This is a genomic window from Pseudomonas sp. NPDC087598 (assembly GCF_044743525.1).
Classification (GTDB): Bacteria; Pseudomonadota; Gammaproteobacteria; order Pseudomonadales; family Pseudomonadaceae; genus Aquipseudomonas.
The window spans coordinates 1-14,641 of record NZ_JBIUWQ010000087.1; the positions used below are offsets into that span (position 1 = coordinate 1).

Genomic DNA, 14,641 nt, shown 5'->3' on the forward strand with positions numbered 1-14,641 from the left:
TGCGCTTTTGGGCTTGCTAAAGACACTCTCAACCTGGGATGAGTTCCTTCCGGTTTTGCTGATGGGCGATAATTCTTCCGTCGACCTGCCGGAAGACCAGCGTCGCCGCGTGCTTTCGACCCTCGAAATGCCGCCCAGCTACAGCAAATTGCTCGACTCCCTGCACCGCGCCCAGGTCTATCGCGAGATGTATGACCAGGCCCGCGAACGCGGCCGTCATCGCGAACCCAATCTGTTCCGCAGCCTCGTCGGCACCAGCCGGGCGATCCAGCATGTGCGTCAGATGATGCAGCAAGTGGCCGACACCGACGCCAGCGTGCTGATCCTCGGCGAGTCCGGTACCGGCAAGGAAGTGGTTGCGCGTAACCTGCATTACCACTCCAAGCGTCGCGATGCGCCTTTCGTGCCGGTCAACTGCGGGGCGATCCCGGCAGAGCTGCTCGAAAGCGAACTGTTTGGCCACGAGAAGGGCGCTTTCACCGGTGCCATCACCAGCCGTGCCGGGCGCTTCGAGCTGGCCAACGGCGGTACGCTGTTCCTCGACGAAATCGGCGACATGCCGCTGCCGATGCAGGTCAAACTGCTGCGCGTCCTGCAGGAACGCACCTTCGAACGCGTGGGCAGTAACAAGACCCAGAGCGTCGATGTGCGCATCATTGCCGCGACTCACAAGAATCTCGAAAGCATGATCGAGATCGGCACCTTCCGCGAAGATCTCTACTATCGCCTCAACGTGTTCCCGATCGAGATGGCGCCGCTGCGCGAGCGCGTCGAAGACATCCCGCTGCTGATGAACGAACTGATCTCGCGCATGGAGCACGAGAAACGCGGTTCGATCCGTTTCAACTCCGCCGCGATCATGTCGCTTTGCCGTCACGGCTGGCCGGGCAACGTCCGTGAGCTGGCCAACCTCGTGGAGCGCATGGCGATCATGCATCCGTACGGGGTGATCGGCGTCGTCGAGTTGCCGAAGAAATTCCGCTACGTCGACGACGAAGACGAGCAAATGGTCGACAGCCTGCGCAGCGATCTCGAAGAGCGCGTGGCCATCAACGGTCACACGCCGGACTTCACCGCTAACGCCATGCTGCCGCCGGAAGGTCTGGACCTGAAAGACTACCTCGGTGGTCTGGAGCAAGGCCTGATTCAGCAGGCGCTGGACGATGCCAATGGCATTGTGGCGCGTGCTGCCGAACGTCTGCGCATTCGACGTACCACGCTGGTCGAGAAGATGCGCAAGTACGGCATGAGCCGGCGCGACGGAGACGAACAGGCGGATGATTGACGCCTGTTTTTCAACTGCTTCATTTATAAGCGGTTTTTTTTAGGCACGGGTATTGCTACATCCCTCGCAACGTTCCGTTTAACTGACGGTCAGCCAAGCGAGAGAGCACAATGCCCCAAGCCTCCCAGATGTCTTCTGCCTCCAGTCCCGAGGGGCAACCGTCCTCCGTAGAGCAGGCAAGCCGACAGGGTCTTGAGCAGGCTTTCGAGCTGTTCAATCAAATGTCCAGCCAGTTGACCGACTCCTACAGCATGCTCGAGGCGCGGGTGACCGAGCTCAAGGGTGAGCTGGCCGTGGTCAGCGCCCAGCGCATGCAGGAACTGGCGGAAAAAGAACGTCTGGCCAACCGTCTGCAAAACCTTCTTGATCTGTTGCCTGGTGGCGTCATCGTGATTGATGGTCACGGCATCGTGCGCGAAGCCAACCCGGCCGCCATCGATTTGCTCGGTCTGCCGCTGGAAGGCGAGCTGTGGCGTAATGTCATTGCACGTTGTTTTGCGCCGCGTGAAGACGACGGCCACGAAATCTCCCTGAAAAACGGTCGACGCCTGTCGATTGCCACGCGCTCGCTGGATGCCGAGCCCGGGCAACTGGTGCTGCTCAACGACCTGACAGAAACCCGTCATCTGCAAGATCAACTGGCGCGCCACGAACGTCTGTCTTCGCTGGGGCGTATGGTCGCCTCGCTGGCGCATCAGATCCGCACGCCGTTGTCTGCCGCGTTGCTCTACGCCAGTCACTTGACCGAGCAGGAACTGCCTGTCGCCACCCAGCAGCGTTTCGCCGGACGCCTCAAGGAACGCCTGCACGAACTGGAGCATCAGGTGCGCGACATGCTGGTGTTCGCTCGTGGTGAATTGCCGCTGACCGATCGCCTCACGCCCAATGCCTTGATGCAGTCGCTGCAAGCAGCCGCGCTGACCCATGTGCAGGACATGCCGATTCGTTGGCAGTGCGACAGCCACGTCGGCGAGTTGCTGTGCAATCGCGACACGCTGGTCGGTGCTCTTTTGAATCTTGTCGAGAACGCGATTCAGGCCAGCGCCGGTGATGTCCGTCTGAAAGTGCATTGCTATACCCGAGATAACACGCTGCGACTGTGCGTCAGCGATACCGGCAGCGGGATCGAACCGACCGTGCTGGCACGCCTTGGCGAGCCATTTTTTACCACCAAAGTCACCGGTACCGGCCTCGGCCTGACCGTGGTCAAGGCTGTGGCAAGGGCACATCAGGGAGAATTGCAGCTGCGTTCGCGGGTCGGACGCGGCACGTGCGCGCAGGTGATCCTGCCGCTGTTTTCCGCTGGACAAGGAGCTGAGTGAACGCCATGGGCATCAAGGTTTTGCTGGTCGAGGATGACCGTTCGTTGCGCGAGGCGCTGGCCGATACGTTGCTGTTGGCCGGCCATGATTATCAAGCCGTCGGCAGTGCTGAAGAGGCGTTGACGGCGGTGGCGCGCGAAGCATTCAGCCTGGTGGTCAGCGACGTCAACATGCCCGGCATGGATGGCCATCAATTGCTCGCGTTGCTGCGTACGCGTCAGCCGCAATTGCCGGTGTTGCTCATGACTGCGCACGGGGCGGTCGAGCGTGCCGTCGATGCGATGCGTCAGGGCGCCGCGGACTATCTGGTCAAACCGTTCGAGCCCAAGGCTTTGCTGGACCTGGTGTCGCGACACGCGCTGGGCAGCCTCGGGGCAGGCGACGTCGAAGGCCCGATCGCGGTCGAACCGGCCAGTGCCCAACTACTGGAACTGGCGGCGCGTGTTGCGCGCAGCGACTCCACGGTACTGATTTCCGGCGAGTCCGGTACTGGCAAGGAAGTGCTGGCGCGCTACATTCACCAGCAGTCCCATCGTGCCAGCCAACCGTTCATTGCGATCAATTGCGCGGCCATTCCCGACAACATGCTCGAAGCGACGTTGTTTGGTCACGAGAAAGGCTCGTTCACTGGCGCCATCGCGGCGCAGGCGGGCAAGTTCGAACAGGCCGATGGCGGCACCATCCTGCTCGATGAAATTTCCGAAATGCCCCTCGGCCTGCAAGCCAAGCTGCTGCGCGTGCTGCAAGAGCGCGAAGTCGAGCGGGTGGGTGCGCGCAAGCCAATCACTTTGGACATTCGCGTGGTCGCCACCACTAACCGCGATCTTGCTGGCGAAGTGGCGGCGGGGCGTTTCCGTGAAGACCTTTTTTACCGTCTGTCGGTTTTCCCCCTGGCCTGGCGTCCACTTCGCGAGCGCACTGCCGATATCTTGCCGCTGGCTGAGCGCTTGCTGGCCAAGCACGTCAATAAAATGAAGCATGCGGCGGCAAAACTTTCGCCGGAGGCGCAGGCGTGCCTGACCGGATATCCATGGCCGGGCAATGTGCGAGAGCTGGATAACGCGATTCAGCGGGCGTTGATTCTGCAGCAGGGCGGTTTGATCCAGCCGCAGGATTTCTGTCTCGCCGGGCCGGTGATGTTCGCCACGTTGCCAGTGGCAGCGCCGGTGCCTGCGGTGATTCGTGAGGTGGAAATCGAGGCGGATTCGGCCGGAGCCCTGGGCGATGACCTGCGCCGCCGGGAGTTTCAGATGATCATCGACACCTTGCGCACCGAGCGTGGCCGGCGCAAGGAAGCGGCGGAAAAGCTTGGCATCAGCCCGCGTACCCTGCGTTACAAGCTGGCGCAAATGCGCGACGCCGGCATGGATGTCGAAGGCTACCTGTTCGCTACCTGAGTCGTGGCGCAAAGACTTGAAAATGCTTTTCTGAAAGGGCTGCCCATGAGCTGGCACCCTTGTTGCTAATACCTGTGTACCCGCCGAGTGAGTGTCAAAAAATTGCGGGCCGCCCAAGAGAGTAGACCATGAGCCAAGGTATTGAATTTAATCGGTTGATGACAGACATGAAGGCCATGAAGCTGGATGCCATGTCTGCGCCGAAATCGACGACCGCTGTCCCTGAACTGGCGGGCAGCAGCTTTTCCGACATGCTCGGTCAGGCGATCAACAAAGTCAGCGATACCCAGCAGGCGTCGACTCAACTGGCCAACGCATTTGAAGTGGGCAAGAGCGGCGTCGACCTGACGGACGTGATGATCGCTTCGCAAAAAGCCAGCGTGTCATTCCAGGCTCTGACCCAGGTACGCAACAAGCTGGTTCAGGCTTATCAAGACATCATGCAGATGCCGGTTTAAGGACGAGATTGAGTCATGGCAGAAGCAGTCGCCGATAACGTTCCGGCCAAGGCCACCCCGATAGACGGCAAACCGCCGCTGTTCGGCCTGTCCTTCCTGGAAAACCTCTCCGAGATGACCATGCTGCGTCAGGTGGGCCTGTTGGTCGGCCTGGCTGCGAGCGTGGCGATTGGCTTTGCCGTGGTGCTGTGGTCGCAGCAACCGGATTACCGTCCGTTGTACGGCAGTCTTGCTGGCTTGGACGCCAAACAGGTCATGGACACCCTGGCCTCCGCCGATATTCCTTACACCGTTGAACCGAATTCTGGCGCCTTGCTGGTCAAGGCAGATGATCTGTCCCGTGCGCGGATGAAACTCGCTGCTGCTGGTGTCACTCCCAGCGACGGCAACATCGGTTTCGAAATCCTCGACAAGGAACAGGGTCTGGGTACCAGCCAGTTCATGGAAGCGACCAATTACCGTCGCGGCCTCGAAGGTGAACTGGCGCGGACCATTTCCAGCCTGAACAACGTCAAGGGTGCCCGTGTACACCTGGCGATTCCGAAGAGCTCGGTGTTCGTGCGTGATGAACGCAAGCCAAGCGCTTCGGTGCTGGTCGAGCTGTACTCCGGTCGTTCGCTGGAGCCGGGTCAGGTTGTTGCGATCATCAATCTGGTGGCGACTTCCGTTCCCGAGCTGAGCAAATCGCAGATCACCGTCGTCGACCAGAAGGGCAACCTGCTTTCTGATCAGGCGGAAAACTCCGAAATGACCATGGCCGGCAAGCAGTTCGATTACAGCCGTCGCATGGAAAGCATGCTCACTCAGCGTGTGCACAACATCCTGCAACCGGTGTTGGGAAACGATCGCTACAAGGCTGAAGTCTCGGCCGATATCGATTTCAATGCTGTCGAGTCCACCGCCGAGCAGTTCAATCCGGATCAACCGGCGCTGCGCAGCGAACAGTCGGTCAACGAACAACGCACTGCCAGCAATGGCCCGCAAGGTGTGCCGGGTGCCCTGAGCAACCAGCCACCGTCGCCGGCCTCGGCGCCGCAAACCACCGGTGGCGCTGCTGCGCCTGCCGCCATGGTGCAGCCGGGTCAGCCATTGGTTGATGCCAACGGTCAGCAGATCATGGACCCGGCCACTGGCCAGCCGATGCTCGCTCCGTACCCGGCAGACAAGCGTCAACAATCCACCAAGAACTTCGAACTCGATCGTTCCATCAGCCACACCAAACAGCAGCAGGGTCGCCTGAATCGCCTGTCGGTGTCGGTGGTGGTCGACGATCAGGTCAAGGTCAACGCGGCCAACGGGGAAATCACCCGTGCGCCATGGAGCGCCGACGAATTGTCGCGCTTCACTCGTCTGGTACAGGACGCGGTCGGTTTCGATGCCAGCCGTGGCGACAGTGTCAGCGTGATCAACATGCCGTTCTCCGCCGAGCGCGGCGAAGTGATTGCCGATATTCCGTTCTACTCCCAGCCATGGTTCTGGGACATCGTCAAACAAGTGCTGGGTGTGTTGTTCATCCTGGTGCTGGTGTTTGGTGTGCTGCGTCCGGTGTTGAACAACATCACCGGCGGTGGCAAAGGCAAGGAGCTGGCCGGTCTTGGCAGCGACGTGGAACTCGGTGGCATGGGCGGCCTGGACGGCGAACTTTCCAACGACCGCGTAAGCCTCGGTGGTCCGCAGAGCATTCTGTTGCCGAGCCCGAGCGAGGGTTATGACGCGCAACTGAATGCAATCAAGAGTCTGGTGGCCGAGGATCCGGGTCGCGTGGCTCAGGTCGTGAAAGAGTGGATTAACGCAGATGAGTGATAACCGAGCCGCTACCGTCAAACTGAACAAGGTCGACAAAGCCGCGATTCTGCTGCTGTCCCTGGGTTCGACCGATGCCGCACAAGTGCTGCGCCACATGGGCCCGAAAGAGGTTCAGCGCGTCGGCGTGGCCATGGCGCAGATGGGCAACGTCCATCGCGAGCAGGTCGAGCAGGTCATGAGCGAGTTCGTCGACATCGTCGGCGACCAGACCAGCCTGGGCGTCGGTTCCGATGACTACGTACGCAAAATGCTCACCCAGGCTCTGGGTGAAGACAAGGCCAACGGCCTGATCGACCGCATCCTGCTCGGTGGCAACACCAGCGGCCTCGACAGCCTGAAATGGATGGAGCCGCGCGCCGTTGCCGATGTGATCCGTTATGAACACCCACAGATCCAGGCCATCGTGGTTGCGTACCTCGACCCGGATCAGGCTGGTGAAGTGCTGGGCAACTTCGACCACAAGGTGCGTCTGGACATCATCCTGCGCGTCTCGTCGTTGAACACCGTGCAGCCTGCAGCGCTGAAAGAATTGAACCAGATCCTCGAGAAGCAGTTCTCCGGCAACTCGAATGCCTCGCGCACCACACTGGGTGGCATCAAGCGTGCGGCGGACATCATGAACTTCCTCGACAGCTCGATCGAAGGCCAGCTCATGGACTCGATCCGCGAAGTCGACGAAGACCTGTCCGGTCAGATCGAAGACCTCATGTTCGTGTTCAACAACCTCGCCGATGTCGACGATCGTGGCATTCAGGCGCTGTTGCGCGAAGTGTCTTCCGACGTGCTGGTGCTGGCCCTCAAGGGGTCGGACGAAGGCGTCAAAGAAAAGATCTTCAAGAACATGTCCAAACGTGCGGCCGAACTGTTGCGCGACGACCTCGAGGCCAAAGGCCCGGTGCGCGTCAGCGACGTCGAAACCGCGCAGAAGGAAATCCTCACCATCGCCCGCCGTATGGCCGAAGCCGGAGAAATCGTTCTCGGTGGCAAGGGCGGCGAGGAAATGATCTAAGCCCATGGATAAGCACGATGACGATGTGACGGATCTGATCCGTGCCCGCGATGTCCGTGGCTTCGAGTCCTGGGCATTGCCCAGCTTCGATCCGCCGAAACCGGAACCCGAGCCGGAGCCTGAGCCTGAACCGCCGGAAATGGAGGAAGTGCCGCTGGAAGAAGTCCAGCCACTGACTCTGGAGGAACTCGAAAGCATCCGTCAGGAGGCTTACAACGAGGGCTTCGGCATTGGCGAAAAAGAAGGCTTTCACAGCGCCACGCTGAAAGTGCGCCAAGAGGCCGAAGTCGCTTTGGCGGCGAAACTGGCCAGCCTCGAGCAACTGATGAGCAATCTGTTCGAGCCTATTGCCGAACAAGACACCCAGATCGAAAAGTCGCTGGTCGATCTCGTGCAGCACATCACCAAACAGGTGATCAAGCGCGAGCTGGCCATTGATTCGTCGCAGATCGAACACGTCATGCGCGATGCCCTCAAGCTGTTGCCGCTGGGCGTGGAAAACGTGCGTCTGTACGTCAATCCGCAGGACTTCGAACAGGCCAAAGCCTTGCGCGAGCGTCACGAAGAGTCCTGGCGCATTGTCGAAGACGAAGCGTTGATGCCGGGTGGTTGCCGGGTCGAGACGGCGCACAGCCGCATCGACGCAAGCATCGAAACCCGTGTCACTCAGGTCATGGACAAGCTGTTCGATCAATTGCACGAACAGGCTTTGCACCCGGCTGCCCCGGACTTGAGCCTGGATCTTCCTGAAGACGTCAAACCGGCGGTCGAGCCTGAAGAGCCGCTTGCGGACACCCCCGATGCGCCTTGAACGCACCAGTTTCGCCAAGCGCCTCAGCACTTATGCCGAAGCCACTGAAATTGCCGGCGCGCCGATTCTCGAAGGTCGCCTGCTGCGCATGGTCGGTCTCACGCTGGAGGCCGAAGGCTTGCGCGCGGCCATGGGCACACGCTGCCTGGTGATCAACGACGACAGCTATCACCCTTCGCAGGTGGAAGCGGAAGTCATGGGTTTCTCTGGCAGCAAAGTCTTTCTGATGCCGGTCGGCAGCGTCGCCGGTATCGCTCCCGGCGCACGCGTGGTGCCGCTGGCCGAAACCGGACGCCTGCCGATGGGCATGAGCATGCTCGGGCGTGTGCTTGATGGCGCCGGTCGTGCTCTGGACGGCAAGGGCGGCATGAAAGCCGAAGACTGGGTGCCGATGGATGGCCCGACGATCAACCCGCTCAACCGCGACCCGATCAGCGTACCGTTGGACGTCGGCATCCGTTGCATCAACGGTTTGTTGACGGTAGGTCGTGGTCAGCGTCTGGGTCTGTTCGCCGGTACCGGTGTGGGTAAATCGGTATTGCTGGGCATGATGACCCGCTTCACTGAGGCTGACATTATCGTCGTCGGCCTGATCGGTGAGCGTGGTCGCGAAGTTAAGGAATTCATCGAGCACATTCTCGGTGAAGAAGGCCTCAAGCGTTCGGTGGTGGTGGCCTCGCCGGCGGACGATGCGCCGCTGATGCGTTTGCGCGCGGCGATGTATTGCACGCGGATTGCCGAGTATTTCCGCGACAAGGGCAAAAACGTACTGTTGCTGATGGACTCGCTGACCCGCTTCGCCCAGGCACAGCGGGAAATCGCTTTGGCCATCGGCGAGCCGCCAGCGACCAAGGGGTATCCGCCGTCGGTGTTCGCCAAACTGCCGAAACTGGTGGAGCGTGCCGGTAATGCCGAGAAGGGCGGGGGTTCGATCACCGCGTTCTACACCGTGCTGTCCGAGGGCGATGATCAGCAGGACCCGATTGCCGACTCGGCGCGGGGCGTGCTCGACGGCCACATCGTGCTGTCGCGGCGTCTGGCCGAGGAAGGACATTATCCAGCCATCGATATCGAAGCGTCGATCAGCCGGGTGATGCCGGCGGTGGTCTCGGCGGAACACATGCAGCGCGCTCAGTATTTCAAACAGCTGTGGTCGCGTTATCAGCAGAGCCGCGACCTGATCAGCGTCGGCGCGTACGTCGCCGGTGGCGACCGTGAGACCGACCTGGCGATTTCCCTGCAACCGCAATTGGTCAGGTATCAGCGTCAGGGCCTCAACGACAAAATCAACATGGGCGAAAGTCAGTCCTATCTCGCGACCTTGTTCGCTCCGGCGACAGGCGGGTAACCGGCCATGGCCGTCAGCCGAGCTGCACGTCTCGCTCCGGTGGTGGACATGGCCGAACAGGCCGAGAAAACCGCCGTGCAGCGCCTGGGCTATTTTCAGGGGCAGGTGAAGGTCGCCGAAAGCAAACTCGCCGACCTGCACGCCTTCCGTCTGGACTACTCGGAGCAATGGATCGTGCGCGGTAGCACTGGCGTCAGTGGGCAGTGGCTGCTCGGTTTCCAGGGCTTTCTGGCGCAACTCGACACGGCGGTTGATCAACAGCGGCAAAGTCTGGTCTGGCACCAGAACAATCTCGACAAGGCGCGGGACGAGTGGCAACAGGCGTTTGCCAAGGTCGAGGGCCTGCGCAAACTGGTGCAGCGCTATCGCGAAGAGGCGCAACGCCTTGAAGACAAGCGCGAGCAGAAACTGCTGGACGAGTTGTCCCAGCGCTTGCCGCGCAACCAGCCTTTCTAAAAGAGGATCAAAATATCGCAGCGTGCCGCAGCTCCTACAGGGATCGTGCGGCACGCTGCGATCTTTTGATCTTGCCCTGCGCCTTGCCCCAACCCTGTCCAAGTGCTAAACCTTGTACACGTTCGTCAATGACAAGGAAGCCAGTCAATGTCAGTCGTTACAGAGTTATCCCGGGATGGTCAAAAACTGAAGATTTTCGTCAAGGGCCGATTCGATTTCGCCAAGCATCAGGAATTTCGAGAGTCCTACGAGAAGGTGCAGCCGAAACCCGACTCCTTTGAAGTGGATTTGAAAGACGCCACGTACCTCGACAGTTCGGCGCTCGGGATGTTGTTGCTGCTGCGCGATCATGCCGGCGGTGAAAATGCCGAAATCACGCTAACCCACGCCAATGCCGATGTTCGCAAGATTCTTGCGATTTCAAATTTCGAACAAATCTTCGACGTGGCATAAGCGCAATGCAGGCTGATTCCGAGCCGCTGACCATCCTGATCGCCGAAGACAGTGCCGCCGACCGGTTGCTGTTGTCGACCATCGTCCGCCGTCAGGGTCATGAAGTGCTAACGGCGGCGAATGGTGCCGATGCCGTCGAGATCTTCCGCCGGCAACAACCCCAGCTTGTTCTGATGGACGCGATGATGCCGGTGATGGACGGTTTCGAGGCGGCCCGACAGATCAAGGCGCTGGCCGGGGAAACCCTGGTGCCGATCATCTTCCTGACTTCGCTGACCGAAAGTGAGGCGTTGGCCCGTTGTCTTGAGGCTGGCGGTGACGACTTTCTGGCGAAGCCTTACAACCAGGTGATTCTTGCCGCCAAAATCAAGGCGATGGATCGCTTGCGCCGCTTGCAGGCCACGGTGTTGCAGCAGCGCGATCTGATCGCCAGACATCACGATTACCTGCTCAATGAGCAACGCGTGGCCAAAGCTGTGTTCGACAAGGTCGCTCACTCCGGTTGTTTGAGCGCGCCGAACATTCGTTATCTGCAATCACCCTATGCGCTGTTCAACGGCGACCTGCTGCTGGCGGCGTACACGCCGGCGGGCGACATGCATGTACTGCTGGGTGATTTCACCGGGCACGGCTTGCCGGCCGCCGTCGGTGCAATGCCGTTGGCCGAAGTGTTTTATGGCATGACGGCCAAGGGCTACGGCCTGGCGGAAACCCTGCGCGAGATGAACGCCAAGCTCAAGCGTATCCTGCCGGTGGATATGTTCTGTTGTGCGACGCTGCTGTGCCTGAGTTCACAAAGGCGTTCGGTCGAGGTCTGGAACGGCGGCATGCCGGACGGCTATCTGCACCGGATTGCCACTGGCGAGCGCGAGCCTCTGGCTGCGCGGCATTTGCCGTTGGGGGTGTTGAGCCCGCAGGCGTTCGATGACTGCACGCAAGTGCATCCGATGGCCGTCGGTGATCGGGTCTTCCTGTTGTCAGACGGGGTGATCGACACGAGTAACGCCAGTGATCAGTTGTTCGGCGTCGAGCGTTTGCAGCGAGTATTCGCCAGCAATCGCGAACCTGATCACCTGTTCGACGAGATCGAGCAGGCGCTGCGCGATTTTCGCGGTGAGGCTCGCGACGATGTGAGCATGGTCGAGGTCAGCCTGCTTGAGCCGGAGCAGGTGCACCCTTCGGTGCCGGTGTACTCCGACAGCGGTCAGTCGTGCCCGCTGGATTGGTCGGCGAGTTTCGAATTCCGTGGCGCCACGTTAAAGCGTTTCAACCCGTTGCCGTATCTGTTGCAGTTGCTTCAGGAAGTGCATGGACTGCGGGCGCAAAACGGGGCGCTGTACAGCGTGCTCGCCGAGTTGTATTCCAATGCGCTGGAGCACGGGGTGTTGGGGCTGGACTCCAGCCTCAAGCGCGATGCCGAAGGATTCGCCCGCTACTATGAGCAGCGCAACGTGCGTCTGGAGGCTTTGCAGGACGGCTTTGTGCGGGTGCATTTGCAAGTGAAGCCGCAAGGCGAGGGTGGGTGTCTGGTTATCCGTGTCGACGACAGCGGTAAGGGTTTCGATGTCGCCAGGGTCATGGAGCGGCCGCTGGACGGTGTCCGTTTGTCGGGGCGCGGTGTCAGCCTGGTCCGGCAATTGGGGCACAACGCCGGTTGGTCGGACCAAGGTCGTAGTGCCCACGTGGAGTTTTTCTGGGAGGTTGAGGCATAATCGGCGTAATTCTTGATCAAGGAGTGAGCAAGTGACTGACACACATATTGATCGCGAGGCGCTGAGCGTACTGCGCGAAGTTATGGAGGATGGTTATCCCGAATTGCTGGATACCTTTCTGACTGATTCGGAAAACCGCCTGCGCGAATTGCAAATGACCGCCGATGCGGAAGTCTTGTCGAATGTTGCCCATAGCCTCAAGGGCAGCGCCGGCAACATGGGGGCGACTCGTCTGGCCGAGCTTTGTCAGAAGCTTGAGTCGGACGCCAAAGACAAAGGCCCTGCACAAATCGCCAAACTGGTCGCCGAGATCGGTAGCGAATTCGCTCAGGTGCGGCCTGATTATGAGCATGAGCGCCAGCACGCGCTAACCCAATAAAACTATCCGTCCGGCGCTTTTTCAAGGCGTCGGACAAAACTGGCCCGGCACTTGCAGTTATCTCCCGCAACTGTACCTACGATCCCAGTGCAGCGGAGACCGTTTCATGCCTGCGACCCCCAACATTCTTCTTCAGAACGCCGCTCAGGCCAAGGCTCAAGCCGCTTCTGCCAAAACGTCGGCAATGGCCGCAGACGCCGGGGACAAGGCCTCAAGCTTCGCTCAGGTTTTCGCCGATCAGGGCTCGAACAAGCCTGCCGTCACGGTTGACGCCCCGCTTAGGTCGGCGCGCGACAAGGTCGCTGACACCAGCGGCAAGAAGGACATCAGCAAGGATCAATCTGCCCCTGAGAAGCCGGCGGTTGCCGATAGCGGCAATGCCTTGCCTGCCGACAAACCTGCAGCGGCCGACGACAAGACTGCCAGCAGCGACGATGCCGCTGATACCACACAGACCCCGGTGACGGATGCCACTCCGGTCGACCCGACGCTGGACCCTGCATTGGTTGCCGTCGTCCAACCGGTAGTGACGCCACCCGTCGTGCCGGCCCCGGTGGTCGAAGCGGCCACCCCGGCGAAAACCGAAACCCCGGCGGTGGCCGTATTGCCAAGTGTGGTCAAAGATCCGGCGGCGAGCACCGACAGCGATTTCGACCCTTCGACCGATCCTCTCGATGCTTTGCCGGCCGTGCGCATGGCGATGGAGCAGGGTGGCCACATCTCTGCCGCCAGCCAGGCACAACCGAAAGCGGCGCCTGCGCAAACGCAGGCTGACGGCGAATTGACTTCGGCGCAGAACTTTGCCGCCGGCATGGCCAGCATGCTCGACGTGCAGGCCGACAAGGACAGCACCAGTCAGGGCGGCGAGAAGGCTTTCAGCGGGTTGATCGATGACGGCCTGAAAGACCTGAAAACCGCCACCAGCGACACCCGCGTCGATGACTTTGCCAACCGCTTGGCGGCACTGACTCAGGCTGCCACGCCGAAGACCGCGAACGCTGTTCCGGTGAATCAGCCGATCGCCATGCATCAAAGCGGCTGGACCGAAGAAGTGGTCAACCGCGTCATGTATCTGTCGAGTGCCAATCTGAAGGCGGCGGACATTCAGTTGCAGCCAGCCGAGCTGGGGCGTCTGGATATCCGCGTGAACATGGTCCCCGACCAGCAGACTCAAGTGACGTTCATGAGTGCGCACCCGAGTGTGCGTGAAGCGCTCGACGGGCAGATGCATCGTCTGCGTGACATGTTCAACCAGCAGGGCATGGGTCAGGTCGACGTCAATGTCTCTGACCAGAGCCGTGGCTGGCAGGGCCAGCAAAGTCAGGAACAGGCACAGCAGGGCCAGAGTGGGCGCACCAGCGCTGCCGGTGGTCGTCTGGATTCGGTAGACGAGGATTTGACCACGGCTGCCGTGGCTGAAGCCGCTGCCCAGACCACCAGTGTCATCGGCACAAGCGCCGTCGACTATTACGCCTGACACACCGCTGGACCTTGTGGGAGCTGGCTTGCCAGCGATGGCGGCGGCACATTCGAAATCAATGTGTCAGACAAATCGCTATCGCTGGCAAGCCAGCTCCCACAAGGTTTTGCATCAGTCGACAGATCCCTCTCGTCAATCCCTCTGACACTTCTGGCATAACACTTGCTCTTGCCTTGCCGTGCGACTGTGAAAACCCGATTAGTGACGGATTATTGGCATGGCGAAGAGCGAAGCAGCAGCTGTAAAAGACCCCGCAACCAAAGGCAAACTCAAGCTGATCATTGTGATCGTGCTGGCGTTGCTGCTGGCCATTGGCGCGTCCGTGGGGGCGACCTGGTTCTTCATGCACAGCGCCCAAAGCAAGCCTGCCGAAGCCGCCGAGGCTGCCCCGCTGGGCAAGCAGCCAGCGATTTTCGAGCCGATGGCGCCGGCGTTTGTCGCCAACTACAACCAGAACGGCCGTCAGCGCTACATGCAGGTGAGCATCACCATGCTGGCGCGTAACCAGGCCGATCTGGAAGCGCTGAAAGTGCACATGCCGGTAATCCGCAACAACCTGGTGATGCTCTTCTCCGGTCAGGATTTCGCCACCCTGGCGACCCCGGTCGGGCAAGAGATGTTGCGCCAGAAGGCGACAGCGAGCGTGCAGGAAGTGGCGCAGAAAGAGCTGGGCAAAGTGGTGATCGAACAGTGGCTTGTCACTAATTTCGGACTGCAGTAGGAAC

At 60.4% G+C, this 14,641-nt stretch carries 14 protein-coding genes; all 14 read left to right on the top strand.

Annotation, left to right across the window (positions count from 1 at the left end):
- The coding region (locus tag ACIOWE_RS28265) for a sigma-54 dependent transcriptional regulator (protein ID WP_401398164.1) at positions 1-1,285 on the top strand (1,285 nt) is incomplete at its 5' end.
- Positions 1,286-1,395: 110 nt separating this feature from the next.
- Positions 1,396-2,607 (top strand): sensor histidine kinase, encoded by a 1,212-nt coding sequence (locus tag ACIOWE_RS28270; RefSeq protein ID WP_401398166.1) that lies wholly within the window; start codon positions 1,396-1,398, stop codon positions 2,605-2,607.
- A gap of 5 nt (positions 2,608-2,612) precedes the next feature.
- Positions 2,613-4,004, top strand: a complete 1,392-nt coding sequence (locus ACIOWE_RS28275; protein ID WP_201227446.1) for a sigma-54 dependent transcriptional regulator — start codon at positions 2,613-2,615, stop codon at positions 4,002-4,004.
- Between the two features lie 128 nt (positions 4,005-4,132).
- Complete coding sequence (gene fliE / locus ACIOWE_RS28280; protein WP_123452716.1) at positions 4,133-4,462, top strand: flagellar hook-basal body complex protein FliE; 330 nt, start codon at positions 4,133-4,135, stop codon at positions 4,460-4,462.
- Positions 4,463-4,477: 15 nt separating this feature from the next.
- Positions 4,478-6,265 (top strand): flagellar basal-body MS-ring/collar protein FliF, encoded by a 1,788-nt coding sequence (gene fliF / locus ACIOWE_RS28285; protein WP_401398168.1) that lies wholly within the window; start codon positions 4,478-4,480, stop codon positions 6,263-6,265.
- The gene (gene fliG, locus ACIOWE_RS28290) at positions 6,258-7,277 is read left to right on the top strand and encodes a flagellar motor switch protein FliG (RefSeq protein ID WP_007920042.1); all 1,020 of its coding nucleotides are present in this window, start codon (positions 6,258-6,260) and stop codon (positions 7,275-7,277) included. Before fliF ends, fliG begins: the two co-directional genes overlap by 8 nt.
- A 4-nt stretch (positions 7,278-7,281) precedes the next feature.
- Entirely contained in the window at positions 7,282-8,088 is an 807-nt protein-coding gene (gene fliH / locus ACIOWE_RS28295; protein WP_401398170.1) for a flagellar assembly protein FliH, read from the top strand.
- Positions 8,078-9,436, top strand: a complete 1,359-nt coding sequence (gene fliI, locus ACIOWE_RS28300) for a flagellar protein export ATPase FliI (RefSeq protein ID WP_201239260.1) — start codon at positions 8,078-8,080, stop codon at positions 9,434-9,436. Before fliH ends, fliI begins: the two co-directional genes overlap by 11 nt.
- A gap of 6 nt (positions 9,437-9,442) precedes the next feature.
- Positions 9,443-9,892, top strand: a complete 450-nt coding sequence (gene fliJ, locus ACIOWE_RS28305) for a flagellar export protein FliJ (protein WP_401398172.1) — start codon at positions 9,443-9,445, stop codon at positions 9,890-9,892.
- Between the two features lie 147 nt (positions 9,893-10,039).
- Positions 10,040-10,345, top strand: coding sequence for an STAS domain-containing protein (locus ACIOWE_RS28310; protein ID WP_401398174.1), 306 nt, complete (start codon positions 10,040-10,042; stop codon positions 10,343-10,345).
- A gap of 5 nt (positions 10,346-10,350) precedes the next feature.
- Positions 10,351-12,057 (top strand): SpoIIE family protein phosphatase, encoded by a 1,707-nt coding sequence (locus tag ACIOWE_RS28315; RefSeq protein WP_401398176.1) that lies wholly within the window; start codon positions 10,351-10,353, stop codon positions 12,055-12,057.
- Positions 12,058-12,088: 31 nt separating this feature from the next.
- A complete protein-coding gene (locus tag ACIOWE_RS28320; protein WP_401398178.1) occupies positions 12,089-12,436 on the top strand; it encodes an Hpt domain-containing protein in 348 nt (115 codons plus the stop codon).
- Positions 12,437-12,542: 106 nt separating this feature from the next.
- The gene (locus ACIOWE_RS28325) at positions 12,543-13,913 is read left to right on the top strand and encodes a flagellar hook-length control protein FliK (protein ID WP_401398180.1); all 1,371 of its coding nucleotides are present in this window, start codon (positions 12,543-12,545) and stop codon (positions 13,911-13,913) included.
- A gap of 220 nt (positions 13,914-14,133) precedes the next feature.
- Entirely contained in the window at positions 14,134-14,637 is a 504-nt protein-coding gene (fliL, locus tag ACIOWE_RS28330; protein WP_401398182.1) for a flagellar basal body-associated protein FliL, read from the top strand.
- Positions 14,638-14,641 lie beyond the last annotated feature (4 nt).

Coding starts and splice junctions, on each gene's coding strand:
- ACIOWE_RS28270 (WP_401398166.1), top strand. CDS start 1,396: ATGCCCCAAGCCTCCCAGATGTCTTCTGCCTCCAGTCCCGAGGGGCAA.
- ACIOWE_RS28275 (WP_201227446.1), top strand. CDS start 2,613: ATGGGCATCAAGGTTTTGCTGGTCGAGGATGACCGTTCGTTGCGCGAG.
- fliE (WP_123452716.1), top strand. CDS start 4,133: ATGAGCCAAGGTATTGAATTTAATCGGTTGATGACAGACATGAAGGCC.
- fliF (WP_401398168.1), top strand. CDS start 4,478: ATGGCAGAAGCAGTCGCCGATAACGTTCCGGCCAAGGCCACCCCGATA.
- fliG (WP_007920042.1), top strand. CDS start 6,258: ATGAGTGATAACCGAGCCGCTACCGTCAAACTGAACAAGGTCGACAAA.
- fliH (WP_401398170.1), top strand. CDS start 7,282: ATGGATAAGCACGATGACGATGTGACGGATCTGATCCGTGCCCGCGAT.
- fliI (WP_201239260.1), top strand. CDS start 8,078: ATGCGCCTTGAACGCACCAGTTTCGCCAAGCGCCTCAGCACTTATGCC.
- fliJ (WP_401398172.1), top strand. CDS start 9,443: ATGGCCGTCAGCCGAGCTGCACGTCTCGCTCCGGTGGTGGACATGGCC.
- ACIOWE_RS28310 (WP_401398174.1), top strand. CDS start 10,040: ATGTCAGTCGTTACAGAGTTATCCCGGGATGGTCAAAAACTGAAGATT.
- ACIOWE_RS28315 (WP_401398176.1), top strand. CDS start 10,351: ATGCAGGCTGATTCCGAGCCGCTGACCATCCTGATCGCCGAAGACAGT.
- ACIOWE_RS28325 (WP_401398180.1), top strand. CDS start 12,543: ATGCCTGCGACCCCCAACATTCTTCTTCAGAACGCCGCTCAGGCCAAG.
- fliL (WP_401398182.1), top strand. CDS start 14,134: ATGGCGAAGAGCGAAGCAGCAGCTGTAAAAGACCCCGCAACCAAAGGC.